Genomic DNA, 26917 nt, shown 5'->3' on the forward strand with positions numbered 1-26917 from the left:
GCGCCTTCCCGCCGTCCGCTATCCGGGTAGTTGACGCGGAAGCGGCGTGGGTGCCGCCGTTTCCGCGAATCCGGCCGATGGTGGACCCAGTGAGGCCGCCAACCGCCCTGGGGGACACATGGTCCTGCGCCATCCACCCGACCGCCGCCGCCTGTCGGCCGCCGTACTGCTCGCGCTCCTCGTCGTCGCAGTGGTCGTGGGGCTCGGCACCGTCGCCATCGGCAAGTCGCAGGTGCGGGCCGGCCAGGCCGCGGCCGCACCGCCGCCAGCAGCACCGGCTCCCACTCCCTCGAAGTACGTCGTCCTCACCTTCGACGACGGGCCCGATCCGCGGTACACCCCACAGATCCTCGACATCCTCGACCGGTACGACGCCAAGGCGACGTTCTTCGTGATCGGCGCCGAAGCGAAACGCCATCCCACACTCACCCGGACCCTGACTCAACGCGGGCACAGCGTGCAGAACCACACCTGGTCGCACGCCGACCTCACCAAGCTGTCGTGGACCGCGTTCCAGCGTCAGGTGAAAGACACGGACGCCCAGATCCGCGCCGCCGGCGGCAAACCGCCGGGCTGCCTGCGACCGCCGTACGGCACCCGCACGCCACTCCTCGACCGGAGAGCGGCCGCACTCGGCAAACGCCTGGTCCTGTGGGACGTCGACTCCCGCGACTGGACCCGCCCAGGCCCAGCGGCGATCGAGCAGCGGGTCGCCGCGAACGCTCGCGACGGCTCGGTGATCCTGTTCCACGACGGCGGCGGCAACCGCGCCCAGACGATCGCCGCGCTACCTGGAGTCCTGAAAATGCTGAAGGACAGCGGCTTCGGCTTCCGCACGGCGGCGTGCTCTACGCCAGCGCAGTGACCAGGGGTACGACGTCGGCAATCGACTCGACGATGCGGGTGGGCCGGTAGGGGAATCGGTCGACCTCGTGCTCCCCGGTCGAACCGGTCAGCACGAGAATGCTGCGCAGCCCGGCCTCGAGCCCGCTGATGATGTCGGTGTCCATCCGATCACCGATCATCACCGAGGTCTCGGAGTGCGCCTCGATCCGGTTGAGGGCCGAGCGCATCATCAGCGGATTCGGCTTGCCCACGAAGTAAGGCGCGACGCCGGTCGCACGGGTGATCAACGCGGCCACCGACCCGGTCGCGGGCAGCGGCCCTTCGGCGGACGGCCCGGTCGGGTCCGGGTTGGTCGCAAGGAAGCGGGCCCCATCGGCGATCAGGCGAATCGCCTTGGTGATCGCCTCAAAGGAGTACGTCCGCGTCTCCCCCAGGACGACGTAGTCCGGGCTGCGGTCAGTCAGCACGTACCCGACCTCGTGCAACGCGGTGGTAAGCCCCGCCTCCCCGATCACGTACGCCGTACCGCCGGCCCGCTGATCGTCCAGGAACTGAGCCGTCGCCAGCGCACTGGTCCAGATCGCCTGCTCCGGCACGTCGATCCCCCCGGCCAGCAACCGGGCGCGAAGGTCCCGCGGGGTGTAGATCGAGTTGTTCGTCAGCACCAGGAACTTCCGCCCCGACGTCTGCAACGTGGCGATGAACTCCGAAGCCCCCGGAATCGCCCGCTCCTCGTGCACCAGCACGCCGTCCATGTCCGTCAGCCAGCTCTCCACCGGCTTGTGCTCACTCACCACGATCTCCTCGCCGTCGGATCTCCCCCGATCTTCGCAGACCGCCCTCTTCCCACCCCCACAGCCGCCCCGGACGCGCCGCCACAACCCGCAGCGGACCTCCACCACTCACCAAGCACCCCAGCCGACACGCTCTGACGCTCGATGACGCCCAACGAGGTCGATTTCACCCGGCTTGGTGAGTGGTGGAGATCCGCCAACCGAAACCACAGCCTGGCGCCAACAGTTCCCGCCCGGCAGCCGGACCCGCAGGCAGGCCCCGACCCCCGCCCCCACCCCGACCCGCAGGCAGGCCCAGCCCCACTCCCCAGCCGGAACCACAGGCAGGCGCCGAGAGCCCCGCCCCGCGACCGAAACCGCAGGCGGGCACCGACAACCCTCACCCGTCGCCTGCAACCGTAGGCAGGGCGGCGTCCACCTCACACGCCCCGCTCGACCGCCCCTGCACCGACTGCATCGGATCCGGTGGCTCCAGCGTCGACCGCTCCGGCGCGGCAGCCGGCGACACCCCCGCCTGCGAGTGAACGCAGGCAGGCCCCGACGCCCACCACCCACCAAGCACCCCCATCAGCCAGCGGCAACGCTCGGCCCCGCCCAGCCGAGGCATGCCTCACCGGGTTAGTGGGTGGTGGCCGTCGGCCGCACCCTCACCTCCGCGCCACCCGTTCATACACGAACAGGCTTCAACGGCCAGCCCGGCGCGGGTAGGCACCGTCCCCGGCACAGGTAGACACCGCCCTCGGCACAGGTAGACACCGCCCGCGGCGCAGGCAGACACCGCCCGCGGCGCAGGCAGGCTCCGCCGCTCGGCGCGGGTAGGCGCCGATACCCCGCCCGGCGCCGACAGCGCCGACGCCCACCACTGATCAAGCACTCACACCCAGCCCCGCCCACGCTCAACGCCAACCGGCGCTGGCGTGCTTGACCGAGTTAGTCAGTGGTGGCGGTCGGCCGTGACGCTCGCGTTGCAGATCCCTTGGCCATTGCCGCACGACCGGTGCCGCTGACCGTCGGCGCGCATGCGGCCGAGGAGGTCGTGGATGGCTGAGGCCGCTCCGGCCGGAAAGCGTTGGAAGAGGAGCGTGGCTGCTACCTGTGCGAAACGGGGTGGTGGGGGCGGCTCGGGCCGTTGGCTCGCGGGTGGGGCGGGAGTTGGTGAGCGGCGAACGCGTCGCCCGGCCGGTCGCCCGTCCGCCTGGCTCGGCGCGTCGGCTGTCGGCTTGGTCCGGCCGGTCGGCCATCGGCTTGGTCCGGCGGGTCGCCCGCCGGGTTGGCCCGGCGCGTCGGCTGTCGGCTTGGCTCGGCGGGTCACCCGTCGGCCTGGTCCGGCGGGTTGGTGTGGTGATCAGCCGGCGTTTTGGGCCAGGGTGCGGAGGTCTTCGACCATCTTGTTGGGGTTGTCGGCGTTGTAGACGGCGGAGCCGGCTACGAAGACGTCGGCGCCGGCTTCGGCGCAGCGTTCGATGGTTTCGGTGGAGATGCCGCCGTCGATCTGGATCCAGAGGTCGAGGCCGTGTTTGTCGAGGAGGGCTCGGGTGCGGCGGATCTTGGGGAGGCAGACGTCGAGGAACTTCTGGCCGCCGAAGCCTGGTTCGACGGTCATGATGAGGATCATGTCGAGCTCGGGGAGCAGGTCCTCGTACGGCTCGATGGGGGTCGCGGGCTTGAGGGCCATCGACGCGCGGGCGCCCTTGGCGCGGATCTCGCGGGCGGTGCGGATGGGGGCGCGGCAGGCCTCGGCGTGGAAGGTGACGCTGCTCGCGCCGGCCTCGACGTACCCGGGCGCCCAGCGGTCGGGGTCCTCGATCATCAGGTGGCAGTCGAGCGGCTGCGCGGCCGCCTTGGCCAGCGACTCGACGATCGGCATGCCGAGGGTGAGGTTCGGGACGAAGTGGTTGTCCATCACGTCGACGTGCAGCCAGTCGGCGTTCGAGACCGCCGCGGCCTCGTCGGCCAGCTTGGCGAAGTCCGCGGACAGGATGCTCGGTGCGATCTGGATACCCATAAGGGTTCGGATTCTACCGACGGGCCCGCAGCCACTCGACGACCTGGTCGACGGACTCCACAGCCTGTACGCCGAGCGGCAGTGGCGGACGCCGGATGACGATCACCGGTACGCCGAGTTGCCTCGCGGCGGTGAGCTTGGCCGAGGTGAGGTCGCCGCCGCTGTCCTTGGTGACCAGTACGTCGATCTGGTGCTCGCGGAGGAGGTCCAGCTCGGACTCGAGGGCGAACGGGCCGCGGGCGAGGAGGAGGGTGCACCAGTCGGGCGGGGTCTCAGGCGGGTCGACGCAGCGGGCTAGCGTCCACAGACCGGTGTGCGCGAAGGCGGGGACGCCCTGTCTGCCGATGGTCAGGAAGACGCGCGTGCCGACTTGTGGGAGAAGCCGAGCAGCATCAGCCGCCGAGTCGACCCAGTGCCAAGGGCCGGGGCCGGGGCCGGGGCCGGCAACTTCATCTCCGCACGCCCGGTCGGGAGCAACGCCGCGCGCTTGGTCGGCAGGGCCGTCGCCGGGCGCATGCTTGGCGCCAAGGCCGAGGCCGCCAGGCGCGGCGGCGTCGCGTGCTGGCTCGGACCAGCCCGGACGGCGGAGCACGAGGAGGGGCGTCCCGGTGCGGTCGGCTGCTTCGGCGGCGTTTTGGGTCATGGTGGCGGCGAAGGGATGGGTTGCGTCGATCAAGACGTCGACAAGCTCGGCGCGGAGCCACGCGATCAAGCCCTCGACTCCCCCAAAGCCGCCTTGACGGACCGCGCCGGCCGGAAGCAGCGCGTTCGTCGTACGGCCTGCCAGCGACGACACGACCTCGATGCCGTCGGCCACCAACAAATCAGCGAGGCGGCGGGCTTCGCCGGTGCCGCCGAGGAGGAGGACCTTCACGGGGCCAACTATCCCGCAGGGACCCGCTGCACCGTACGACGGCGGACGATCAGGGCGGCGACGATCAAGAGAAGCAAAGCGAGGACGACCACCAGCGGCAGGATCCGGGCGTGCGCGCCGGCGTCGACCGGGGCGAGCTGCGAGGTGGACCCCGCAGCGTCAGTGAGCAGCGGTACGACGGTGACGTCGGCGCTGAGCGGGACCATCGCGGCGACACCAGGCACCGGGACCGTGGCCTTCCACTGGTCGCCCGGTAGCAGCGCCGGTGAGTCGGCGACGTCGGCCGACGTGGCGCGCAGCTGACCGAACGGCCCGGCGAGCGAAGCCTTCTGTCGTGCGGACACCGTCGCGTTGCCGGTGTTGTGCACGGTGTAGGTGACCGTCGCATCCCCACCGACCAACGGCGGATGGACCTTGACGTCGCTCACCGTCAGCTGCGGCTTCAGCTCACCACCGACGCGCAACTGGATCCGCACCCCCATCCGCTCTTCCGGCGACGAGGACGAGGACGACTTGATCGACGTCACGATCCCCCCGATGTGATCACCAGGCGCCGCATCAGCCGGCACAGCCAACGTGAACGGCACCGAAGCAGCCTTACCCGGCTGGATGACCACATGATCAACAGCCGGCCGCACCCAAGCACCAACACCTGTCGACGCGAACCCGCGACGACGCAGATCCAGCTGCCCCGACTCACTCGTGAACCCGTCCGCCGCGTACACAGCCAGCTCCAGCGCCGCAGACCCCCGATTGACGACCGACAACCCGTCGTCCACCTTCTCCCCCGGCGCGACCGTGTAGGTGTAGTTCTGCCGGTCCGGACCGAAGGCGTTGTCGGCCGGCTGCACGCTCCACGGAGCGTCGGCGGCGAAGGCCGGTACGGCGTACAGGCCGGCGAAGGCCACCACGACGGCGGCCAGGAGACGAGCGGATCGCATTGACGAAGTCCTTGCAGCAGTAGGAAAGGTGGAGCGGGCCCCCGCCCGCCCCACCCGGTGACTCAAGTGCTCAGCGGAGCCAGTTGCTGTCGGCGGCAACCTTGTTGTTGCCCTTGCCGCCCTTGTAGGTGCTGATGGCAACCTTGTCGACGATCGAGCCGACCGGCTGGGCCGGCGACGCGCCGCTGTTCGGGCCGCACCAGGACTCCTGGCCCAGCTCGACGGCCGCGTTCGGCGCCGCGCAGGTGCCGCTGCGCAGGTTCTCGACGACCAGCTTGTCGTCCTTGACCTGCACCCGGATGTAGGTCCGGACGTGCTCCTGGTTCTCGACCGAGTTGGCCCAGTGGCTGTTCGGGTTCAGCGGGTCCGGACCGTAGTTCGGGTCCTTGGTGACGTCGGGCTTGGTCAGGTCGTAGTACTTCGAGCCGGAGGCGGAGTTCGCCGTCACGTAGACGACGCCGCCCGGGCCCTGGGTGACCTGGGTCGCGCCCGGCTGCTCGGCCTTGTTGGCCTTCTTGCCGTTCTTGATCTGGTAGCTGCGCGAGTAGCTGTGGTCGTGACCCGACAGCACCAGGTCGACGCCCAGGTTGGAGAACGCGGTCGGGAAGTCCTGACGACGCACCTGGTTGTCGGCGTCGTTGGCGTGCGACGCCGGCGAGTAGATCGCGTGGTGGTAGACCAGCACGGTGTACTTGGCCTTGGAGCCGTACTTGTTGACCACGCTGGTCACGTAGCCGATGTGCGCGGCGTCCGAGGCGTTGGCCACGGCGTTGCTGTTCAGGTCGATGAACAGCACGCCCTTGTAGATGTACCAGTAATCACCGCCAGAGCGGGTCGCGGCGTCGCCGTTGTAGTACGGCGTCGAGCGGTCGGTGTTCGGCGTCCAGAAGTGCTGCTCGTACGCCTTGCCGCCGACGTCGTGGTTGCCGATCGTCGCGGCCCACGGGTACTTGCGCAGGACGTCGGAGCCCAGGAACGCGTCCCACTGCGTCTCGACGTTCGCGGACTCGACCTGGTCGCCGCCGGAGACCAGGAGCTCGGCCTTCGGGTTGGCGGCGGTCGCGACCTTCAGGGTGTCGGCCCAGCCGGCGCCGTCCTTGGCCGTGTCGCCGGACGAGCCGATCTGCGGGTCGCCGAAGAACAGGAAGCTGAAGTCGCCCTTGAAGTCCTGCGTCTGGAAGGTGTACGTCGGCGACCAGTGCCCGGCGTTGCCGACCCGGTACGCGTACTTCTCCCGCTGCTTGAGTCCGTCGATCGTCGAGTGCGCGTTGTAGCCGCCGTTGACGGTGTTCGGCGACACGGTCGCCGGGAAGGAGGTCGCGTTCTTCGGGAACTCGCCCTTCTTCAGCTGGCTGGCCGGCACGACCTGCACGAGCGTGCCCGCGTTGGTCGAGGCGTACCAGCTCAGCACCCGCTGGTTCTCCTTGGCGCCGACACCGAGCACGATGCGGGAGACGACGACAGGCTCGCCGTCGACCGGCTTCTTGGCCGCCGTGGCGGTCGCGAGACCGCCGGCGAACACTGTGGAAACCCCCACCATCGCCACCGCGGCCAGGGCCAGGCGGCGTCCAGCAGCTCCGCGGGGGCGGACCTGCTTCCACTGGTTGAACTTCATCGATGTTCCGTCCGTTTCAGGTCCGAGAAGTAGTTGCTTCGCCAACTTCCTCTCGCCGGGTGGACCGATGGTGAACAACTGTTTCCTTAACATCAAAATATTTAAGGTTAATCAAAATGCGACCCGCTGGACGAACCAGACCAGCCCGGTCACGGCGACTCCGCCCGAGAGCACACCGGTCACCCACAGTGCCGTGATCGGCGTACGGCGGCGCAGCAACGCGAGGATCGGGAAGACCAGCGCGATGATCGTCAGCTGCACGGACTCCAGGCCGAGGTTGAACACCAGCAACGACCACAGCAACTGCCACGACCACGCCGCGTCGATGCCCAGCGCGCTGGCGAACCCGAGACCGTGCACGAGCCCGAAGCAGAACACCACCCCGAGCCGGACCCAACCCGCGCGGTCGAGGCTGAGATGGCGGTTACGAATCGTCTCCAGCTCGCCCGCGTGCAGACCTCGTTGCCTGAGGCGCCAAAGGTGCCAGCCCGCGACCACCGCGATCGACAGCGCGATCACCGGCTCGACGAACGACGCCGGCACGTGCACGATGCCGAGCGCGGCGAGCACGAACGTGACCGAGTGCGCCAGCGTGAACGAGGTCGCCGCGAGCACGACCTCGCGCAGCCGGCGGGATCCGGCGATCAGCGCGAGCAGAAACAGGATGTGGTCGATCCCGGTCAGCAGGTGCTCGGCGCCGAGCCGGAAGAACTCCCAGAACCGCTCGCCCGTCGACTGGTGGGTCGAGAACGACCGGTGCTCCTTGTCGAGCGCGGCGCTGCCGGACTTCAGGTCGAGGTCGTAGGTGAGGATCGTCTTGGTGTCCTTGACGTACGTCTCACTGTCCGGGAACAACTCGCTGCGGAGCTCGTGCTCGTCGGCCGGCTCCGGACACGCGTAGTCGAGGACGAGCAGCGCGTACGGCGTACCGTCGCGCTCGGTCATCGTGTAGCCACCGTCCTGCGTCGGCGTGCACGCCCGGCCGTCGGCCGCGACCGTGAATCGCTGGCCCACGTAGGCATTCACGGACTTCGCGTGCGCGGTCAGCGCGGCGGCCTGGGCGACCGGGTCCTGCGCGTCGAACGCGGCGGTCCCGGCGCGGAACAGCGCGTCGTCGTTCTCGGCGTCGGCGGCGGAGACCACCAGCAGGTCGTACTCGAGGCCGAGCTCGGCCCGGACGTGCCCGCGCTCGGGCGCGGTGACGTCGACGTACACGACGGAGCTGAAGCCGTGCGCCGCGGCGAACGGGGCACCGAGTGCCAGTCCGAGGACGGCGAGCAGGAGGACGGTGAACGCTGCGCGAGCGACGGCGTACGGACGGTTGCGGGTGGGCATCGGGCCTTCTTTCGGGTCGTCCGCACCGTGCACTGGAAAGGTGAACGACCGGCGAACATCTCCCGTCCGAGGCCCGATATCACCGAGGACCGGTGTAGAAAGGGCGTTGTTTCGTTGGCCGTTCTGCCCGGAGGCTCTCTTGCGTTCGCGACTTGCCGCGACGGTCGTGCTCGCGCTCGCCGTCGTCCTGACCGGGTGCGGCGCGAACGACGACGACTGGGCCGCGCCGCGGGTGGCACCTACCCCGATCGGGGCCCTGGGCAACGGCTTCGTCGACCCGCAGGCGACACCGACGCCGGAGGCAACGATCTCGCCGAAGCCCGGTTCGTGGGACGGCGTGCACCCGCCGGAGGGCTACCGGGTCGTCCTGCTGACCGCCGGCGACGACCCGCAGACGAAGACGCTGACCGATGCCGTCGACGCGTGGGCCCAGGCCGAGAAGGTCAGCCTGAAGACGGTTCGCGACAACGATCCGGCCAAGCACATCGACGCGATGGACCGGGCCCTGGCCCTGAAAGCCGACCTGATCGTGGTGGCCGGCAACAGCTTGATCGACCCGCTCGCGCTGTTCACGGCGAACCACCTCGACCAGCAGTTCCTGGTGGTCGGCGCCGAGGTGGCCGAACCGACCCACAACGTGACAGCCGCCGACTGGACCGGCGCGTCGTTCCGCGGCGAGGGACTCGGGATGTCGTCGAACTACGATCCGGCGACGTTCACTCCCGAGCGGGCCGGCTCCGCGATCCGCGCCGGCGTGGCCAGCGTTCTACACGGGCTGACCGGCATCGTTGTCTGGATCAACTAACGGTCCCGCGTCGTCGAGTACAGGTGGCTGTCGCGGAAGTTGTCCGCGGCAAGGGTTTCGCCGACGACGACGACGGCAGTACGCCGTACGCCGGCCTGCTGCACCTGGTCGGCGATGTCGGCCAGCGTGCCGCGCAGGATCAGCTCGTCGGGCCGGCTCGCGCGGGCGACGACGGCGACCGGGCAGTCCTGGCCGTAGTTCGGGACGAGTTCCTCGACCAGCCGCTCGATCTGCTGAACGGCCAGGTGCAGCACCATCGTGGCGCGGCTCTGGCCGAGCGTGGCCAGGTTCTCCCCCGGCGGCATCGCGCTCGCCCGACCACTGATCCGGGTCAGGATCACGGTCTGGCCGACCTCCGGGACCGTGAGCTCGCGGCCGAGGGTCGCGGCCGCGGCGGCGTACGCCGGGACGCCGGGCGTCACGTCGTACGGGATGCCGAGCGCGTCGAGCCGGCGCATCTGCTCGGCCACCGCGGAGAAGACCGACGGGTCGCCGGAGTGCAGTCGGGCGACGTCGTGGCCCTGCTCGTGCGCGGTGGACAGCTCGGCGAGGATCTGGTCGAGGTCGAGGTTGGCCGTGTCGACCTTGCGGGCGCCGTCCGGGCAGTGGTCGAGCAGCTCGACCGGGACCAGCGCGCCGGCGTACAGGCAGACCGGTGAGCTCGCGATCAGGTCGCGGCCGCGGACGGTGATCAGGTCGGCCGCGCCGGGACCGGCGCCGATGAAGTGGACGGTCACTTGGTCACGCTCCAGATCGTCACGGGCATCGCGGGACGCCAGCCGGTCATGCCGCCGACCGGCGAGGCGCGCTGCACGGACAGGCGGACGAGGTCGCCGCCCAGCTCGGCGTACCAGTGGGCGATCAGGGTCTCGGTCTCCAGGGTGACGCCGTTCATCACCAGGCGGCCGCCCGGGTTGAGTGCTTCCCAGCAGGTCTCGACCACGCCGGGCTTGGTGCCACCGCCCCCGATGAAGATCGCGTCGGGGCTCTCCAGGTCCTTGAGCGCTTCCGGCGCCGCGCCGACTGTGGTTCTGACGACCACTCCGAGGCCGGCGGCGTTGCGATCGAGGCGCTTGGCGCGATCCGGGTCGCGCTCGATCGCCACCGCGCGGCAGCTCGGGTGGTGGCGGGTCCACTCGATCGCGATGCTGCCCGCGCCGCCCCCGACGTCCCAGAGCAGCTGGCCCGGTACGGGAGCCAGCCGGGACAGGGTGACCGCTCGGACCTCGCGCTTGGTCAGCTGGCCGTCGCTCTCGTACGCGTCGTCGGGCAGGCCCGGACTGGTCGACAGCAGCTTGGCCTCGGGATCGGGTCGGCACTCGATGCCGATGACGTTGAGGGCGTCGACCGGGTGGTCCCAATCGCGTGCCGCGGTGGTCCGCACGGTCTCGGCGGGTGAGCCGAGCTGCTCCAGCACGGTGAACGCCGAGCCGCCGTACCCGCGCTCGGTCAGCAACTGCGCGACCTCGGCGGGCGTGTGCGATCCCCAGCTCAGTACGACGAGGCGCCGGCCCGGCTGGACGTGCGGGTGGACCAGCTCGAGCGGGTGCCCGACCAGACTGATCACCTCGACCTGGTCCTGCGGCCAGCCGAGCCGCGCGCAGGCGAGCGAAACGCTGGACGGGTGCGGGATCACCCGCACCGCTTCGGGGCCGAGGAGGCGGGTGAGCGTCGTACCGATGCCGTGGAAGGTGGGGTCACCGCTGGCGAGCACGCAGATCCGCTGCTCTTGGTAGGTCTCCAGCAACCCCGGCAGCGACTCCGACAACGGCGACGGCCAGGCGATCTTCTCGGCCACGTCCGGCACCAGGGCCAGCTGCCGAGCGCTCCCCATCAGCACCTCGGCCGCCTCCACCGCCTGGCGCGCGGCCGGCGACAGTCCGTCCCAGCCGTCCGCGCCGACGCCGACGACCGTCAGCTCAGACATTCCCCAGCACCTTGGTCACGGCGATCTCCAGCACCACCCGCTGCGGATTCACCCGCGGCTGCTTGTACCGCGCGGCGTACCGCTGCTCAGCGTCGGCCACCGAGGCCGCGTCGTCGCGCACCACCGCCCGGCCCTCCAGCGTCGACCAGTGCCGCCCGTCGACCTGAGCCACGGACACCGCCGCCCCCTCGGCCCCGGCAGCCCGGATCACGCGCGCCTTGTACGACGTACCGCTGCAGATCACCCGCGCGACTCCCGCCGCGAAGTCGACCGTCACCCCGACCGGCACCGAGTGGACCGTGCCGTCCTTCCGCACCGTGCTCAGCACGCACAGGTGCCGCTCGGTCCAGAACTCGGCAAACGCAGACGACTGATCCCTCAACGGCTCCGGCACCCCCTGATCGTAGACAGGCGACGTCCACCACTGATCAACGGGCGGTGACTCGCCGCGGGCCCGCTCGAACTGCCGCTCAGCGAGGCCCTCAGGTGAGGTTGATCAGTGGTGGACGTCCGTCAGCCGATGTCGCGGCGGCGGAAGGTGGCGTAGCCGGCGACGGTCAGCGCGGCGGCGATCGCGGTCAGCCAGAGGACCGGGGTGGCCGAGAAGTCGCCGCCGGGCAGGCGCGGTGTGTGCCCGTACGGGCTGAGGTTCATCACCGACTGCGGCAGGTCGAAGATCGCGCCGAACTGACCGATCAGCAGGAAGGCGCCGAAGAGGAACCAGCCGGCGGCGACCAGTTTGGGAGCCACTCCGAAGAGCAGGACGACGAGAGCGGTGACCAGCCAGATGGCCGGCAGCTGGACGGCCGCGGCGGCCAGGAGACGCGGGATCTGCCGGCCTGTATTGCCGAGTTCCGCCCCGCTGGAGATGCCGGCGCCGAGACCGCCGACGACGACCAGGAAGGTGGTGCCGAGCAGGGCCACCAGGACGTGGCTGGACAGCCAGCGGCTGCGGGTGACGGCGGTGGCGAGCAGCGGCTCGGCGCGGAGAGCAGTCTCCTCGGAACGCAGCCGGAGCGCGGCCTGGATGCCGAAGGCGGAGGCGAGCAGCCCGAGCATGCCCATCTCGGTGGACAGGAACGCGTCCGTGATGCCTTCGACGCCGCCGAGCTTCTGGATCAGCTCCTTGGCGCTTTCGGACCCGGCGAAGCCGTCCACGTTGCTGGCGATGTTGCCGACCACCAGACCGAGCAGCAGGAAGGCGAAACCCCAGCCGTACAAGGAACCGCGGTGCAGCCGCCAGGCCAGGGCGAGCGGAGACCGCAGCGAGGCCGCGGCCGTCGCCGGACCCGGTCGAGGGCGGACCAGCCCGGCGCCGATGTCGCGGCGCCGCAGCAACGCGTACGCCGCCGCGACCAGGACGACGAGCAGCGCCAACGGCGCGAGGGCCACCACGAACCGGTCGCCGGCGTACGCACGGATCTGCTGGGACCAGCCGATCGGCGACAGCCACGACACCCAGCTCGTACCGTCCGACGAGTCGCCGACGGCACGCAGCACGTAGGAGACACCGAGCACGATCGCGGTCAGGCCGTTCGCGGCCCGGGCACCTTCGGTCAGCTGGGCGGTCAGCCCGCCGACGCCGGCGAAGGCGAGGCCGGCCGACGTCCAGACCAGCCCGAACGCGAACGAACCGGACGCCGGCAGCCCGACGCCGATCAAACTGACCGCGGTCAGCAGGCCGATCAGTACGACGGTCAGGCCCGAGACGACCAGTCCCGCCGTCAGGGCGGCGTACCGGCCGAGTACGCCGGCGCTGAGCAGCTCGAGCCGGCCGGACTCCTCCTCGGCGCGGGTGTGACGGACGACGAGCATCGCCGCCAGCAGCGCGACCAGCAACGCACCGAAGGCGGTCAGCTTGAACAGTGACAGCTCCCCGAGCGACGAGGGGTCGAAGATCCGGCCGTACAAGGACACCAGAGCAGGCGAGGAGTTCGTGGTCGTCGCCGCCTCGATCCGCGACGTCAAGTCCGGGTAGAGATCGATCGACGCCTGCGCCGAGCCGGCCGCCATCAGCACGAACACCACGACCCACAAGGGGATCAGTACCCGGTCACGGCGTAACGCGAGCCGCACCAGCGTCGACGTACCGACGAAGTCGTTCATCGCGCGTCCGCCATCTCGGCCGCGGCGGAGTCGTCCTCGTAGTGCCGCAGGAACAGCTCCTCCAGCGTCGGCGGCTGCGCGACCAGGCTCTTGATCCCGCTCGCGGCGAGCTGCTTCATCAGGCCGTCGAGCTGGGCGGTGTCCACCTCGCAGCGCACCCGCTTGCCCTCGACATCGAGACTGTGGACCCCCGGCAACGAAGCGATCCCGTTCGGCGAGGCGGCCAGCTCGGCCTGGATCGACGTCCGGGTGAGGTGCCGGAGGTCGGCCAGCGTGCCGGTCTCGACCACCTTGCCCTTGCGGATGATGCTGATCCGGTCGCAGAGCGCCTCGACCTCGGACAGGATGTGGCTGGACAGCAGCACGGTCCGGTCGCGGTGGCGTTCCTCCTCGATGCACTGACGGAACACCTCCTCCATCAGCGGGTCCAGGCCGGAGGTCGGCTCGTCGAGGATCAGCAGCTCGACGTCGGAGGCGAGCGCCGCAACCAGCGCGACCTTCTGCCGGTTGCCCTTGGAGTAGGTCCGGCCCTTCTTGGTCGGGTCGAGGTCGAAGCGCCGCAGCAGGTCGTCGCGCTTCTTCGGGTCCAGTCCTCCGCGCAGCCGGCCGAGCAGGTCGATCACCTCGCCGCCGGTCAGGTTCGGCCACAGGTTCACGTCGCCCGGGACGTAGGCGAGCCGGCGGTGCAGGGCCGCGGCGTCGTGCCACGGGTCGCCGCCGAGCAGCGAGACGTCGCCGGAGTCGCCGCGGAGCAGGCCGAGAAGAACCCGGATGGTGGTGGACTTCCCCGCTCCGTTGGGGCCGAGGAAACCGTGCACCTCACCGGTCGCGACGTCGAGGTCGAGACCGTCGAGGGCGTGGGTCGCGCCGTACGACTTGTGCAGTCCGGAGACCATGATGGCTGAGGTCATGTTTCAGAAGCTACACTTCATTCAGTATTTTGTGAATCTTTCTAACGCGTCTCTCACACGTCAGGGATTCGGGTCACCGGGAGGAGATGATGGGGCGGTGAGCGCACAACGAGACGACGAGGCGGTCCAGCGGTACGCCGAGGGCTTCGGCAACCTGCTGGCCGACACCGGCTGGCCGCGGATGTCGGCCCGGGCCTTCGCCGCCATCCTGGCCAGCGAGAACGGACGGATGACGTCCGCCGAGTTGTGCGAGCAGCTGCAGGCGAGTCCGGCGGCGGTCTCCGGCGCGGTCCGGTACCTGCTGCAGATGAGTCTGGCCACCCGCGAGCGCGAGCCGGGCAGCCGGCGCGACGTGTACGTGGTGCAGGACAACTTCTGGTACGAGTCGATGATGCGGCAGGACCGGTTCCTGCCGCGCTGGGAGGACGTTCTCGGCCAGCTGATCAACGTGCTCGAGCCCGGCAGCGACTCGCACCGGCGGGTCAGCTCGACGCTCGGCTTCCTGGCGTTCATCCAGGAAGAGGTCGAGGGTCTGAGCGAGCGCTGGGTGAAGTACAAGGCGGAGATGGACGCGAACTACGACGCGTCCCACTGATGACGAAGGCCCCCGGCGGAATCCACCGGGGGCCTCGTACGACGCGGTGACTAGCGCAGCGTGCTGGCCGCCACCAGGTCGAGCGTCTGCTGCAGCAGCGGGCTCACCTTGACCGAGCCGGCCTTCGACTTCGGCAGCGGGACCGCGTTGCCGTCGACCGGGCCGTCGACCGGGTAGACCGACAGCTCGGCCGGCAGCGGACTGGTGCCGCAGACCTGGTCCTTGCCCGGCAGCTCGCCACCGAACACGAACCGGTCACCGATCGCCTCGGCACAGGCCGACGCCGAGCCGATGTACTGGCCGTGCTGCCCCTCGTCGTCGATCGCGACGAAGCGGGTGACCTGCTTGGTGTCGTTGTGCGTGCGCAGCGAACCCTCGTACGCCGTCGCCGGGTCGAGCTCGCCCTGGACGATCAGCATCCGCGGCGACCCCTTCAGGTCCAGCTTGCGGTCCTGCGGGGCGTACTTCCAGTACGCGCACATCGGGACGCCGTTCATGTAGCCGAAGAAGCTGTACTTCTTGGCCATCCGGTCGGCTTCCTTGAGGTAGAACTTCGGGTCCGTGTTCCACGCGGTGTCGTTGCAGCGCACGGTGGTCCCGATCGCCCCGAGGTTGACCGGCTGGTCGCCCGACGTCGCCTTCGCGGCGGTCTCCCGGGCGTCGGCGAGCACCGACTTGACCGAGTCGGCCTGCGCGGCCGCCACTCCGGCCGAGGTCAGCGCCGCGGCGCTCACGCCGTACCGGGCCCTGATCGCGGCGAGCGTGTCGAACGCCTGCAGCTCCGGCGCGAGCCGGGCCCACGCGCGGTCGACGTGCTGCACGGTGACCGTGCCGGCGTCCGGGTCCTTCACGAACTCGTCGTGGACCAGGATGTCCATGGTGGCCCGGATGAACCGGACGTTGCCGTAGATCGCGCTGTAGATGTTGCCGTCCAGGCCGTCGCCGCGGACGTCGCTCTCACCGGCCTTGACCAGCGTGACGAGCGAGGCGCGGATCCCGTTGTACTTCGCGAGCACCTGCGCCGGTGTCTTGCCGAGCCCGGAGATCTGGTCGGCGTGCCGGGCGATCCACGGGAACAGCTGCGTGTCGCGGCGGCGCTGGCCGGAGAACGGGTCGAAGTTCACGTTGTCCCACTGGGTGTGGGTCCAGTCCATGTTCGAGTCGAGCACGAACCGGCCGACCTTGTTCGGGTAGGTGTCGGCGTACCAGCCGCCGAGCCAGGTCCCGTAGCTGTAGCCGATGAAGTTCAGCTGGCGGGACTTGAGCAGCGCCCGGATGAACTCCATGTCGTACACGGTCTGCTGGCTGCTGACGAACTGGCCGAACTCGGTCGCCGCGCAGGCGTCGGCCTGCAGCTTCGCCTCGGCCATCTCGACGGTGTGGGTGAGCTTGGTGCGCTCCTTGTAGTCCGGCGTGACCGGAAGGGCGTTCAGCTCCTCGGCGGTGGTGATGCACTGCAGCGGCGTGCTCTGGCCGAACCCGCGCGGGTCGAAGCCGACCAGGTCGAAGTCGCTGAACAGCTGCGGCTTGTCGGTGGCCAGCGCGGCGCTCAGGGTGAGGCCGGCGCCGCCCGGGCCGCCGGGGTTGGAGGCCATCAGGCCCTTCGACGTACCGGTCGCCTTGCTGTACGCGATGGCGACCTGGACGTCAGGGTGCGCGTCCGGGTGGGCCCAGTCCATCGGCACCTTCACCTTGGCGCAGTTGGTGGTCGGTGCCTGCGGGTAGAGCGCCTTGATCTGTGCGTCGAACGAGCAGACCGACCACTGGATCGGCTGGTCGAGGTACTTCTGCGGGATGGACGGCGTCGGCGGGTCGGTCGGCTTCGGCGCGGCTGTGGCCGTGGTGGCCGTCAGCAGCGGAAGGACCAGCGCCGTGGCCAGTGCCACCGCGATCTTCCGGGGTGTGAACACGCTCGGGCTCCCGTTGTTCCAGGCGGACAGGAATAGGGCAACCTAAACCGCCTGACCGGACAGTTACCAGGTGTGGGGCGAGGCTCAAGGGCAAACCCGCGTCTACAACTCGTAGACGGTGTGGATCGTGCAGTAGATCGGAGGCGATTCCAGGCCTGGGTAGTAGAGCCGGCCGGCCTCGTCGGTGATCTTGAAGTACGCCGTGGAGGCGCCGGCCTGGGACGGCGCCTGAAGCAACATCCGGACCGTCACGATCTGCCCCGGTACGGCGTCCGGCAGCCGCGCCGAGCGAGGTGAACGCATCCAGCCCGGCGTCGCGGCGGCGCCCTGCCGGGTCAGCCAGCGGTCCCGCCACGGGCGTTCGCCGCTGTTGCGGATCTCCCAGGTCTTCTCGAACTTCTGGTCCCGGACCACCCGGGTCCCGTCCGGCACGCTCTCGCCGACCAGCTCGGCGCGGTCCTCGGGATGGTGGTCGACCGGGACGGATCCGCCCAGGATGACGGGGAGAACGTGGCGGCGCTGGTCCCGCTGCGACACGTCCTTGCCGGCCCGGACGGCGGCGTCGAGCTCGACCAACTGGTTCACCAGGGAGCGGTCGGCGCCGAACTGTTCGTCGTACCATTCGATCAGTTCGCGGCTGGGTTTGGTGTGGCCGCGCTCGACCCGGGACAGGTGTCCCTTGTCCCAGCCGGACAGGCCCGCGGCACGCGTCAGCGGGACGCCGGCTGCCTCCCGCAGCTCGCGCATCCGGCTGCCGATCACCGTCCGTGCCTGAGCTGGCCTCACCGGTCTCCGATCGTTGCCCCCTGCGACAACACCGTAACGCTCTGATTCTCTGTGAATCAGTACCAGCGCGCCACTCTGCAACGAAAAGGAGCAACCATGCGTACCGCCCTCCTGCGCATCACCGCCCGGCTCACCGTGACCGCCCTGCTCGGCGGTGCCGCACTGCTGACCACCACCGCTCCCGCGCACGCCGCGACCGGCACCGTCGTCACCGACAGCGGGGCCGGTGTCACCATCCGGTCCGGCAACGCGACCAGCTTCGGCGCGGTCGGCACCCAGCCCAACGGCACGGTCCAGATCGACTGCCAGCTGTACGGCGAACCGGTCACGGGAAAGTACGGCCGCAGCCTGATCTGGGACCACATCCCCGGCAAGGGGTTCATCTCCGACGCCTACGTCAACACCGGCAGCACGGGGCTCGTCGCCCCGCTGTGCACGACCAACCCGCGCGCCGACAAGTCGATCGCCTGGTACGCCGCACGCAACGGCTCCACGGCGTTCCAGGGCTACTGCGAGATGGCGGCCGAGAACTCCTACGGCAAGACCGGCATCTGGGCCTCCGCCAAGGCCGACTGGAACGACGCCGTCGCCCGCGGCGTCGCTCACCGCGGCGACCTGAACCCGCCGAAGGGTGCCCTGGTGTTCTGGGACCTCGCGGCGCCGTACGGGCACGTCGGGGTCGCTCGCGGGGACGGCTACTTCTGGGCCACCAGCGTCGGCGGCAAGATCGGCCTGGCCAAGCTGCCCTACTTCAGCAGCTACCTCGGCTGGGCCTGGCCGAACTTCTGATCCACCCGTGACAGGCGCCCGGTCGCACCCGCCCCTCCGACCGGGCGCCTCAGCACGTCCTCAGACCGGCGGCCGTTCGCCCGACCCGCGCTGAATCAGTACGGCGGGCAGCACGATCCGCTGCGGCGGACGGGTGTCCGTGCCGGCGGCCCGCGCCAGCAGCAGGTGAGCGGCGGTGCGCCCGAGGTCGGCGATGTCGGAGGCAACGACCGTGACCGGCGTCGGCAGCATGTCGGCCATCCGGAAGTCGTCGAAGCCGACGACGGCCGGCTGCGTGTTGTCGCCCAGCCCGCGCAGCACGCCCTCGGTGACGAAGTTGGTGGACGCGAACAACGCCGTCGGCGGATCGGCCTGATCCATCAGTCGACGCGTCGCCTTCTCGGCCTCCTCGGCGGTGCCCTCGGGAAGCAGCACGACCAGCGACTCGTCCACCGGTACGCCGGCCTCCCGGTGGGCCCGGCGGTAGCCGCGCAACCGCCGCCCGGTCGTGTAGTACGACGGCGCCAGCAGGATCGCGACCCGGCGATGCCCCTGCCGGAGCAGGTGATCGGTCGCGACCTTGCCGCCGGCCTCGTTGTCGACCATCACGATGTCCGCGTCGATCCCGTGCGCGGGCCGGTCGACGAAGACCACCGGGACGCCGGCCGACACCAGGAACGAGTGGTCGCTCTGGTCCGGCACGATCATCAGTCCGGCGACCTGGCGCCCGATCAGCTCCTGGATCGCCCGCTTCTCCCCCTCGGGATCCTCGTCCACGCTGCCCAGCACGACGGCGAAGCCCGACTGCCCGGCGACCTCCAGCGAGGCCTTCGCGATGGTGGCGAAGAACGGGTTGGTCAGGTCGCCCAGCACCAGCGCGAGACTGGACGACTTCTTGCCCGGCCGGAGCGCGCGGGCCACCTCGTTGCGCTGGAAGCCGAGCTCGTCGATCGCGGCCCGGACCCGGTCGGCGGTCTCCGCCCGGACTCCGGCGCCGCCGTTGACCACCCGGGAGACGGTGCCCAGCCCCACCCCGGCGCGGCGGGCCACGTCGATCATCGTCGGCGGCTTGGCGTCGGGACTGCGTGGAAACGTTTCGGTCACGGGGTTGACTTCCCTCTCACGGCACGGCATCGTCACCCGACAGTAGAGGTTGGAAACGTTACCATCCAGGAGGCAGGATGATTCGTCCCTCGTACCGCCGGCCTTGGCAGCGGATCGGCCGGTGGCCCGGGTGAGCCGCGGCGGGTCGCGCGCGGGTCGCGGCGGGATGAGCCGCAACGCGGGTTCCGACGTCCGCGCGGCGTACCTGTTCATCGCGCCGGCGATCATCGGCTTCACGGTCTTCGTGGCCTACCCGCTGATCCGGTCGTTCATGCTCGCGCTGACCCGGGACAACGGCCTGACCGACCCGGTGTTCGTCGGCCTCGGCAACTTCCGGCGGCTGTTCACCGTCGACCCCGCGTTCTGGCCGTCGCTGCGGGCCACCGGCTACCTGGTGGTGCTGTACGTCCCGCTGTCACTGGCCCTCGGACTCGCGCTGGCGATGTTCTGCAACCAGCGCTTCGCCGGCGTCCGCGTCGTGCGCACGCTCGCGTACCTGCCCGTCGTGCTGCCGGCCGTCGCGACCATCACGCTGTGGAAGTTCATCCTGAACCCGCAGGTCGGCCTGCTGAACACGATCCTGGACAAGCTGCACCTGCCGACCAGCTCGTGGCTGGCCAGCCCGACGATGTCGATGCCGTCGATCGTGATCGTGATGCTGTGGGGTGTCGGCGGCACGATGATCATCTTCCTGGCCGCGCTGCAGGCGGTGCCGACCGAGCTGTACGAGGCGGCGCGGGTCGACGGCGCGGGTCCCGCGTCGGTGTTCTGGCGGATCACGATGCCGATGATCAGCCCGATCATGTTGCTGCAGGTGATCCTGCAGACCACGGCCGCGCTGCAGACGTTCAACCAGCCGAAGATCCTGACCGGCGGCGGTCCCGGCTTCAGCACCAACGTGCTGATGCTGTCGATCTACAACAACGGCTTCTCCAACCTCGGCCGGGTCCCGCAGCTCGGGTACGCCTCGGCCCAGGTCTGGGTGCTGTTCGTGATCATCATCGCCGTCATCGCCCTGACCGCGAAGTTCTCCTCGCTCTGGACGTACAGTGACAACACTCCCGACTGACCCCGCGCAGGTGGTCGCGCCCGCGCTCACCACCACGACCGCACGCCGTACGGCGAAACGACGGCCCTTCGGGACGGCGTCCTGGTACGTCACCGCGCTGTTCGTCAGCTCGGTGATGGTCGTGCCGCTGCTGTGGATGATCACCATCGGGCTGAAGAGCCGGACCGCGGTCTTCGAGGTCCCGCCGAGGCTGCTCCCGCGCGAGTTCAACTGGAGCAACTTCGTCAACGGGCCGGAGGCGATCCACTTCGGCCGGCTGCTGCTGAACTCGTCGGTGATCACGGCGCTGAGCGTGCTCGGCGGCGTGCTGACCGCGATGATGGCCGGCTACGCGCTGGCCCGGCTGCGCTTCCCCGGCCGCAAGCTGTGGTTCTACCTGTTCGTCGGCAGCATGCTGCTGCCCGGCGTGGTCGGCCTGATCCCGTTGTTCCAGCTGTACAAGAGCATCGGCTGGTACGACACCTGGTTGCCGCTGATCGTGCCCGCCTTCTTCGGCGGGAACCCGTTGTTCATCTTCCTGGCCCGGCAGTACTTCCTGGCCATCCCGTACTCGATCGACGAGGCGGCCAAGATCGACGGCGCCGGGCACCTGCGGATCTTCGTCAGCGTGATGCTGCCGCTGACCCGCCCGGCCTGGATCACGATGGCGATCCTGGCCTTCCAGGCCTCCTGGAACGACTTCCTCAACCCGCTGGTCTACCTGTACTCCGCGGACAAGTGGCCGCTGTCGGTCGGGATGGCGTCGTTCATCTCGCCGTTCGCCGGCCAGACGCCCGACTGGAGCTACTACATGGCCACCAACCTGCTCTACATGCTGCCGCCGCTGATCCTGTTCTTCGCCGCGCAGCGTTACTTCATCCAGGGCCTCGGCTCGCTCGGCAGCACGACCCAGAAGTGAGGACACCGTGAAGACTCGAATCATCGGCACCACCTTGGCCTGCGCGGGGTTGCTCGTGGCAACGGCCTGCAGCGGCTCGGACTCCGGCGGCTCGTCCGACGGACCCGTCACCGTGACCGTGATGACGTGGGAATCCGCCGAGACCAACGCGGCGATCGACAAGGCGCTCGCCGGGTTCCAGGACCCGAACGTGAAGGTGCAGCGCATCGACACCCCGAGCGGCGGGTACGGCGACAAGCTCGCGTCGCTGACCCAGGCCAAGAAGCTGCCGGACCTGTTCTGGTGCGGCAACGACACCGAGCAGCAGTACACCTCGCAGGGCCTGCTGGTCGACTGGTCGAAGCGGATCGGCGACGGCTCCGGCGACTTCAAGGCCGACAACTTCGTCGGGTCGGCGATGGAGAACTGGAAGACCGCCGACGGCCTGATGGGCGGGCTGCCGTCGCTGATGAACACGTACGGCGTCTGGTACAACGCCGACGCGTTCAAGGCCGCCGGCCTGCCCGAGCCGAAGGCCGGCTGGACCTGGGACGAGATGTACGCCGCCGCCGGGAAGCTGGCGAACAAGGGCGGCGCGAAGTACGGGCTGGTCGCCGACCAGCTGACGTCGGCGGACGGGCCGTTCACGATGAGCATGTACTCGGTCTCGGCCGGCGGCGCGCCGTTCACCGACAACGTGAACCACCCGACCAAGGCCGAGGCGGACGCCAAGTACCAGGAGGGCGTCACCAAGCTGGTCGACGCGATCAAGTCCGGCGCGGTCGCACCGGCCGGGTACGACGCGTCGAACGTGCAGGCGCTGTTCTCGGCGGGCAAGGTCCCGATGATGTTCGGCGGTCAGTGGCTCGCGGCCGGCTTCCAGACCGACAAGCCGAAGGTGAAGTACGGCTTCGCGCCGTTCCCGCAGGTGGACACCCCGACCACGCTGTACGACTCGGTCGGCATCTGCACGCCGCAGTACACGGCCAACGAGGACGCGACGTACAAGGTGCTGGAGTACCTGAACACGAAGGTGTGGGACGCCGTTCTTCCCGCGTCGCCCGTCGCTCCCCCGGCGTACACGCCGGCCCAGGAGAGCTACTTCGCCGCCCTCACCAAGGCCGGCCAGTCCACGGTCGTCGACACGGTCAAGGCCGACCTGGCCGCGGAGAAGACCGTCGGCGTCCGCTTCACGACCCAATGGGCCGCGCAGGTGGCTGACCTCACCACGGCCCACTACCTGCCCGTCCTCCAGGGCAAGAAGCCGGTCACGGAGCTCCAGACCTACGTCGACAAGATCAACGGACTGATCAAGTCCGGCGGCTGATCTGACTGAGGCCCGGGCTCAGCGCCCGGGCCTCAGTTGCTCTCAGATCGCTTGCCAGAGGGACAGGGCGAAGCGTTCTTCGGTGTCGGTCCACCAAGCGCCGGGGGTGAAGCCGGCTTTGCCGAGCTCGGCTTCCACGCCGTAGCGGTGGAACTTGGCGGAGATCTCGGTGCTCAGTTCCTCGCCTTCGGCGAAGTCGACCTCGAGGCGGATCTCGGGGATGAGCACCCTCATCGCGCGGTCGGCGCGCAGGTGCATCTCGATCCACTCGTTCTCGGGGTCCCAGACGGCGACGTGGCTGAAGGCCTCGACGTCGAAGTCGGCGCCGAGTTGGCGGTTGAGGACGCGGAGGACGTTGCGGTTGAACTCGGCCGTCACCCCCGCGCTGTCGTCGTACGCCGCGACGAGGGTGGCGGGGTTCTTGACCAGGTCGGTGCCGAGCAGGAGCCACTCGCCTGGTTCGAGGACCTCGCGGACCGAGGTGTAGAAGGTCTCGCGCTCGGTCGGGAGCAGGTTGCCGATGGTGCCGCCGAGGAACGCGACCACGCGCGGGGCCTCGCCGGGGAGCTTGTCGAGGTGGGCGGTGAAGTCGCCGACGACGCCGTGCACCGTCAGCTGCGGGTAGTCGGCGTTGATCGCCGCGGCCGCTTCGCGCAGGGCGGTCTCGGAGACGTCGAGCGGAACGAACGTGCTGAGCGTGCCGTGGTCGCGCAGGCCGTCGAGCAGCAGGCGGGTCTTCTCCGAAGAGCCCGAACCGAGCTCGACGAGGGTGTGGGCGCCGGTGAGCTGGGCGATCTCGGCCGCGCGGGCCTGCAGGATCTCGCGCTCGGCGCGGGTCGGGTAGTACTCCGGCAGGCGGGTGATCTGTTCGAACAGCTCGCTGCCGCGGGCGTCGTAGAACCACTTCGGCGCCAGCCACTTCGGGTCCGCGGTCAGTCCGGCCCGGACGTCCTCCTTGAGGGCACGGGAGGTGTAGTCCGGGGTCAGATGAACGTCGATCAGGGTCACTGTCGTCCTTCCATCGGGGTGGTGGAGCAGGAGTACCGGGTCGCGGTGAGCAGGGTGCGGTCGGGAAGTTCGGTCCAGGCGTCGTCGCTGGACCACGGCTCGGAGCTGACGGCGACGGAGTCGTCGGTCCGCCGGACCCAGAGCGAGTGCGTCCAGGTGGTCGCGACCAGTTGCTCGCCGTCGGTCAGCAGGACGTTCAGCCGCGATCCCGGTGCGGCTTCCTCGACGTTCTGCACGACGCTCGCCACGGCGTCGGCGGCCGGCACACCGGCGGTGAGCTGCTGGACGATCAGCGCCCACAGCAGTGCGGAGTCGACCGGTGCGTCGAGCGTCAGCAGGTCGGTGACCGGCAGGCCCTCGGCGAGCTTGGTCAGCGATCCCGGCCAGCCGCGGATCAGCCCGTTGTGGCTGAAGAGCCATCGTCCGTGGACGAACGGCGCCGCGGCGCCTTCACCGAGCGGCATCCCGGTGGTGCCGTTCCGCACGGCGGCCAGCACGGCACCGGACCGGATGCTCCGGGCCAGTCCGGGCAGGTTCTCGTCCGCCCACACCGGCACACTCCGCCGGTATCGCACCGCTTCGTCGTCGACGTACCACCCCAGGCCGAAGCCGTCGGCGTTGACCGTGCCTCCGCCGCGCATGTCCGACGGGGACCAGCTCTGCTTGTAGAGGGAGTGGGGTGGGTCGAGGACCAGCGACGCCAGCGTTACCGGCGGGCCCAGGTAGGCCAAGTGGCGGCACACTAGTGGAGCTCCGAGGGCTTGGGATCGCGGGCGCAGCGGAAGCCGGCGAAGATCTGGCGGCGGACGGGGTAGTCCCAGTTGCGGAAGGTGCTGCGGGCGACGACCTCGTCGGTGCCGAAGGAGCCGCCGCGGAGGATCTTGTAGTCGGGGCCGAAGAAGACCAGCGAGTACTCGTCGTACGGGAACGCGCGGAAGCCCGGGTACGGCGTGAAGTCGCTCGAGGTCCACTCCCAGCAGTCGCCGATCAGCTGCTCGACGCCCAGCGGCGAAGCGCCGGCGGGGTAGGCGCCGACCGGCGCGGGGCGCAGGTGTCGCTGCCCCAGGTTCGCGTGCTGCGGACCGGGGGTCTCGTCGCCCCACGGGAAGCGGCGGGTCCGGCCGGTGGCGGGATCGAAGCGCGCGGCGAACTCCCACTCCTCCTCGGTCGGCAGTCGCTTGCCGGCCCACTTGGCGTACGCCTCGGCCTCGTAGAAGCAGACGTGCAGGACGGGCTCGTCCAGCGGCAGCGGCTCGCGGTGCCCGAAGCGGGTCCGCATCCAGTTGCCGTCGGCAACCTCCCAGAAGCGCGGCGCGACCAGCGAGGCCTTCTGGACGTGCGCCCAGCCGGCCTCCGACCACCACCGCTCGTCCTGGTAGCCCCCGCCGAGCACGAACTTCAGGTAGTCCCCGTTGCTCACCGGCACGGTGTCGATCACGTACGGCGCGACGTGCACCGCGTGCGCGGGCCGCTCGTTGTCCAGCGCCCACGGCTCGATCGACGTCCCCATCTCGAAGACGCCACCCGGCACGAACACCTCGGCAGCGGGCAAACGTCGCCCGGCAGGCGGCGCCGGCGCGTCGAGCACCGGCGAACCGGTCCGCAGCTGGTGGGTCGCGAGCATCGTCTCGTCGTGCTGCTGCTCGTGCTGCACGATCATCCCGAAGGCGAACCCGTGGTCGACCAGCTCGCGCCCGCCGTCGAACTTCACGTGGTCGAGCACGTCCATCACCTTGTCGCGCACCTCGACGACGTACGACTTCGTCTCGGTCGGGCTCAGCAGCGGCAGCGAAGGCCGGTCGGCCCGGGCGTGCATGAACGCGTCGTACAGCTCGTCGATGTCCTGCCGGACCGGCTCGCGCCCGCCGACGTCGCGGACCAGCCAGAGCTCTTCCTGGTTGCCGATGTGGGCGTAGTCCCAGACCAACGGGGACATCAGCCGCGAGTGCTGGCGCACCAGGTCGTCGGTGTCGACGGCGTCGGTCAGCTGGACCGTCCGAGCGCGGGAGCGTTCGAGCTGCCCGGCGACGAAGGCCCGGAGCTGCTCCGGGGACAGGTCGGACAGTTGGTGGTTCATGAGGCTCGCCTTCCGTGGGTGTCGTCGACGATGCGGTGCAGCCGGGTCGCGGTCTGCTCAGTCAGTTCGTTCGGTACGCCGGTCCGGTCCAGTACGCCGGTGCCCAGCTCGACCAGGTCGCGGGCGGCCTGGAGCACGAGCTTGTCGTCCAGCCCTTCCCGCGCGGCCGGGAACCAGCGGCCCGCTGCCGGAGCGGCTGCTGCCAGTGCCTGGTCGGTGACGGCCGGGTCGGACATCAGCGCGATCAGCAGCAGCGTCGGCGGGATCCACCCGTCGCCCTGCTGGGCGTCCAGGTACCTGACCTCCAGGTACCCCCGGGGTCGCACCGGTGGGAACAGGGTGGACAGGTGGTAGTCCAGGTCGTCGTACGTCGGCCTGTCGCCGGGCAGGGCGCCGTCGGCCCAGGCCCCGAAGGTCAGACCGGGCGGCGCTTCCCAGGAGTCGCCCCGGCGCAGGCAGAGCACCGGTGCCTCCATCGCCGTGCGGGCCCAGGCTGCTGCCGGATCCTCGTCGAGCGGTGGCGGCTCGGTGAACGGCGCGCAGGTGCCGAAGGTCGCCTCCGTCCGGGCCGAGGCCCAGCCGGTGTCCTTGCCGGTGCGCTGCCGCGAGTTGGCGAACAGGGCGACCATGGCCGGGCCGATGTCGTGCAGGGCCCGCCAGCGCAGCGCCGCCTGGCCGGGCTCGCCGGCGTCGAGGCAGACCTGTAGTCCCGCCGTGCTGCACATCATGCGGGGACCGTGCGGGCCGAGCTGCTGGAAGGCGTGCTCCATCGCCGCGTAGCGCGGGACGGTGAGGATGCGGCGCGGTGGACGGAAGGCGTCCAGGCCGTGGTCGCCGGGCACGAGGCCGGCTGACGTGAGCAGTTGGGTGAGTTCGGCCGCGTCGGCGGCGGTGTCCTCGATCAGCCTGGGCACGGAGGCCGAGGCGGGGCCGGAGATCTCCACCTGGCCACCCGGCTCCACCGTGACCAGAGAACCCCGGCCCAGTGGCAGCTGCGGGCTGCCCCGAACCAGGGTGGGGGGCGCGTGCACGCCCAGGGCCTTGCTCAGTAGTCCGGCGTCGAGCGGCCGGTGCGGATCGTCCGCGTGATGCACCGTCCACTCCAGCTCGACACCGTGCAGCCGAGGAGGGCCGTGCTTGAAGCACACCATCGCGACGTAACCCTCCGCTTCGGCCCGTGAGCCGATCGGAGTCGTCGCCGGGGAAGAACCTGGCTCCGTCACGTCAGCGAACCTAA

25 protein-coding genes are annotated in these 26917 nt (G+C 70.0%); 7 read left to right on the forward strand and 18 right to left on the reverse strand.

Going from position 1 to position 26917, the window contains the following annotated elements; genetic code table 11:
* The first annotated feature begins 118 nt into the window (after window positions 1-118).
* On the forward strand, window positions 119-865 hold the full coding sequence (locus ABD235_RS27530; RefSeq protein ID WP_344179331.1) for a polysaccharide deacetylase family protein: 747 nt from the start codon (window positions 119-121) through the stop codon (window positions 863-865).
* Here the strand turns inward: ABD235_RS27530 and ABD235_RS27535 are convergent.
* The 6 genes from ABD235_RS27535 to ABD235_RS27560 all read right to left on the reverse strand — a co-directional run bounded on the left by ABD235_RS27535 (window position 849) and on the right by ABD235_RS27560 (window position 8410).
* Window positions 849-1640, reverse strand: a complete 792-nt coding sequence (locus ABD235_RS27535; protein ID WP_425553187.1) for an HAD-IIA family hydrolase — start codon at window positions 1638-1640, stop codon at window positions 849-851. The genes ABD235_RS27530 and ABD235_RS27535 overlap by 17 nt on opposite strands.
* Window positions 1641-2985: 1345 nt before the next feature.
* A complete protein-coding gene (gene rpe, locus ABD235_RS27540) occupies window positions 2986-3645 on the reverse strand; it encodes a ribulose-phosphate 3-epimerase (protein WP_344179334.1) in 660 nt (219 codons plus the stop codon).
* Between the two features lie 13 nt (window positions 3646-3658).
* The gene (locus ABD235_RS27545) at window positions 3659-4519 is read right to left on the reverse strand and encodes a precorrin-6A/cobalt-precorrin-6A reductase (RefSeq protein ID WP_344179336.1); all 861 of its coding nucleotides are present in this window, start codon (window positions 4517-4519) and stop codon (window positions 3659-3661) included.
* A gap of 8 nt (window positions 4520-4527) precedes the next feature.
* A complete protein-coding gene (locus tag ABD235_RS27550) occupies window positions 4528-5460 on the reverse strand; it encodes a COG1361 family protein (protein WP_344179338.1) in 933 nt (310 codons plus the stop codon).
* Between the two features lie 70 nt (window positions 5461-5530).
* Window positions 5531-7075 (reverse strand): purple acid phosphatase family protein, encoded by a 1545-nt coding sequence (locus ABD235_RS27555; protein WP_344179340.1) that lies wholly within the window; start codon window positions 7073-7075, stop codon window positions 5531-5533.
* Window positions 7076-7186: 111 nt separating this feature from the next.
* Window positions 7187-8410, reverse strand: coding sequence for a HupE/UreJ family protein (locus tag ABD235_RS27560; protein ID WP_344179342.1), 1224 nt, complete (start codon window positions 8408-8410; stop codon window positions 7187-7189).
* Window positions 8411-8549: 139 nt separating this feature from the next.
* On the opposite strand from ABD235_RS27560, the gene ABD235_RS27565 reads away from it, so the two are divergent.
* On the forward strand, window positions 8550-9215 hold the full coding sequence (locus ABD235_RS27565; RefSeq protein ID WP_344179345.1) for a type 1 periplasmic-binding domain-containing protein: 666 nt from the start codon (window positions 8550-8552) through the stop codon (window positions 9213-9215).
* On the opposite strand, the gene cobM is transcribed toward ABD235_RS27565, so the two are convergent.
* The 5 genes from cobM to ABD235_RS27590 form a co-directional block, all read right to left on the reverse strand.
* Window positions 9212-9952 (reverse strand): precorrin-4 C(11)-methyltransferase, encoded by a 741-nt coding sequence (gene cobM, locus ABD235_RS27570; RefSeq protein WP_344179347.1) that lies wholly within the window; start codon window positions 9950-9952, stop codon window positions 9212-9214. The two genes, ABD235_RS27565 and cobM, sit on opposite strands and share 4 nt — an antisense overlap.
* On the reverse strand, window positions 9949-11142 hold the full coding sequence (gene cbiE, locus ABD235_RS27575; RefSeq protein ID WP_344179349.1) for a precorrin-6y C5,15-methyltransferase (decarboxylating) subunit CbiE: 1194 nt from the start codon (window positions 11140-11142) through the stop codon (window positions 9949-9951). Before cbiE ends, cobM begins: the two co-directional genes overlap by 4 nt.
* Complete coding sequence (locus ABD235_RS27580) at window positions 11135-11536, reverse strand: pyridoxamine 5'-phosphate oxidase family protein (protein WP_344179351.1); 402 nt, start codon at window positions 11534-11536, stop codon at window positions 11135-11137. The genes cbiE and ABD235_RS27580 overlap by 8 nt, the downstream gene beginning before the upstream one ends.
* A 119-nt stretch (window positions 11537-11655) precedes the next feature.
* Window positions 11656-13248 carry an ABC transporter permease gene (locus tag ABD235_RS27585; RefSeq protein WP_344179353.1) on the reverse strand — a complete coding sequence of 531 codons (1593 nt, stop codon included), beginning with the start codon at window positions 13246-13248 and terminating at the stop codon, window positions 11656-11658.
* Window positions 13245-14159, reverse strand: a complete 915-nt coding sequence (locus ABD235_RS27590) for an ABC transporter ATP-binding protein (RefSeq protein WP_344179355.1) — start codon at window positions 14157-14159, stop codon at window positions 13245-13247. Before ABD235_RS27590 ends, ABD235_RS27585 begins: the two co-directional genes overlap by 4 nt.
* A gap of 97 nt (window positions 14160-14256) precedes the next feature.
* Between ABD235_RS27590 and ABD235_RS27595 the strand changes: the two genes are divergently transcribed.
* Entirely contained in the window at window positions 14257-14754 is a 498-nt protein-coding gene (locus tag ABD235_RS27595) for a GbsR/MarR family transcriptional regulator (RefSeq protein WP_344179357.1), read from the forward strand.
* A 50-nt stretch (window positions 14755-14804) separates the two neighbouring features.
* On the opposite strand, the gene ABD235_RS27600 is transcribed toward ABD235_RS27595, so the two are convergent.
* Together ABD235_RS27600 and ABD235_RS27605 are read right to left on the reverse strand one after the other, a co-directional pair.
* The gene (locus ABD235_RS27600) at window positions 14805-16664 is read right to left on the reverse strand and encodes an alpha/beta fold hydrolase (protein ID WP_344179359.1); all 1860 of its coding nucleotides are present in this window, start codon (window positions 16662-16664) and stop codon (window positions 14805-14807) included.
* Between the two features lie 102 nt (window positions 16665-16766).
* Window positions 16767-17450, reverse strand: coding sequence for an NBR1-Ig-like domain-containing protein (locus ABD235_RS27605; protein WP_344179362.1), 684 nt, complete (start codon window positions 17448-17450; stop codon window positions 16767-16769).
* A 96-nt stretch (window positions 17451-17546) separates the two neighbouring features.
* Here ABD235_RS27605 and ABD235_RS27610 point away from each other — a divergent pair, with 96 nt between their 5' ends.
* Window positions 17547-18239, forward strand: coding sequence for an SH3 domain-containing protein (locus ABD235_RS27610; RefSeq protein WP_344179364.1), 693 nt, complete (start codon window positions 17547-17549; stop codon window positions 18237-18239).
* Between the two features lie 60 nt (window positions 18240-18299).
* On the opposite strand, the gene ABD235_RS27615 is transcribed toward ABD235_RS27610, so the two are convergent.
* A complete protein-coding gene (locus tag ABD235_RS27615; RefSeq protein ID WP_344179366.1) occupies window positions 18300-19322 on the reverse strand; it encodes a LacI family DNA-binding transcriptional regulator in 1023 nt (340 codons plus the stop codon).
* 166 nt (window positions 19323-19488) lie between these two features.
* Between ABD235_RS27615 and ABD235_RS27620 the strand changes: the two genes are divergently transcribed.
* Genes ABD235_RS27620 through ABD235_RS27630 form a run of 3 tightly spaced genes read left to right on the forward strand, consistent with a single transcriptional unit; the run spans window position 19489 to window position 22595 of the window.
* Complete coding sequence (locus ABD235_RS27620; RefSeq protein WP_344179368.1) at window positions 19489-20391, forward strand: carbohydrate ABC transporter permease; 903 nt, start codon at window positions 19489-19491, stop codon at window positions 20389-20391.
* Window positions 20372-21289 (forward strand): carbohydrate ABC transporter permease, encoded by a 918-nt coding sequence (locus tag ABD235_RS27625; RefSeq protein ID WP_344179369.1) that lies wholly within the window; start codon window positions 20372-20374, stop codon window positions 21287-21289. Before ABD235_RS27620 ends, ABD235_RS27625 begins: the two co-directional genes overlap by 20 nt.
* A 7-nt stretch (window positions 21290-21296) precedes the next feature.
* A complete protein-coding gene (locus ABD235_RS27630; protein WP_344179371.1) occupies window positions 21297-22595 on the forward strand; it encodes an ABC transporter substrate-binding protein in 1299 nt (432 codons plus the stop codon).
* Between the two features lie 42 nt (window positions 22596-22637).
* Here the strand turns inward: ABD235_RS27630 and egtD are convergent, their stop codons facing one another.
* From egtD to ABD235_RS27650, 4 genes are read right to left on the reverse strand one after another with little or no spacing between them, the layout of a single operon-like run.
* Window positions 22638-23603: an L-histidine N(alpha)-methyltransferase gene (gene egtD / locus ABD235_RS27635; protein ID WP_344179373.1), complete on the reverse strand. Its 966-nt coding sequence runs from the start codon at window positions 23601-23603 to the stop codon at window positions 22638-22640.
* The gene (gene egtC, locus ABD235_RS27640; RefSeq protein WP_344179374.1) at window positions 23600-24334 is read right to left on the reverse strand and encodes an ergothioneine biosynthesis protein EgtC; all 735 of its coding nucleotides are present in this window, start codon (window positions 24332-24334) and stop codon (window positions 23600-23602) included. Before egtC ends, egtD begins: the two co-directional genes overlap by 4 nt.
* An 11-nt stretch (window positions 24335-24345) precedes the next feature.
* Window positions 24346-25680 (reverse strand): ergothioneine biosynthesis protein EgtB, encoded by a 1335-nt coding sequence (gene egtB, locus ABD235_RS27645; RefSeq protein WP_344179376.1) that lies wholly within the window; start codon window positions 25678-25680, stop codon window positions 24346-24348.
* Window positions 25677-26903 carry a glutamate-cysteine ligase family protein gene (locus tag ABD235_RS27650; protein WP_344179378.1) on the reverse strand — a complete coding sequence of 409 codons (1227 nt, stop codon included), beginning with the start codon at window positions 26901-26903 and terminating at the stop codon, window positions 25677-25679. The genes egtB and ABD235_RS27650 overlap by 4 nt, the downstream gene beginning before the upstream one ends.
* Window positions 26904-26917: the final 14 nt, after the last annotated feature.

The organism is Kribbella lupini, assembly GCF_039529595.1.
Classification (GTDB): Bacteria; Actinomycetota; Actinomycetes; order Propionibacteriales; family Kribbellaceae; genus Kribbella; species Kribbella lupini.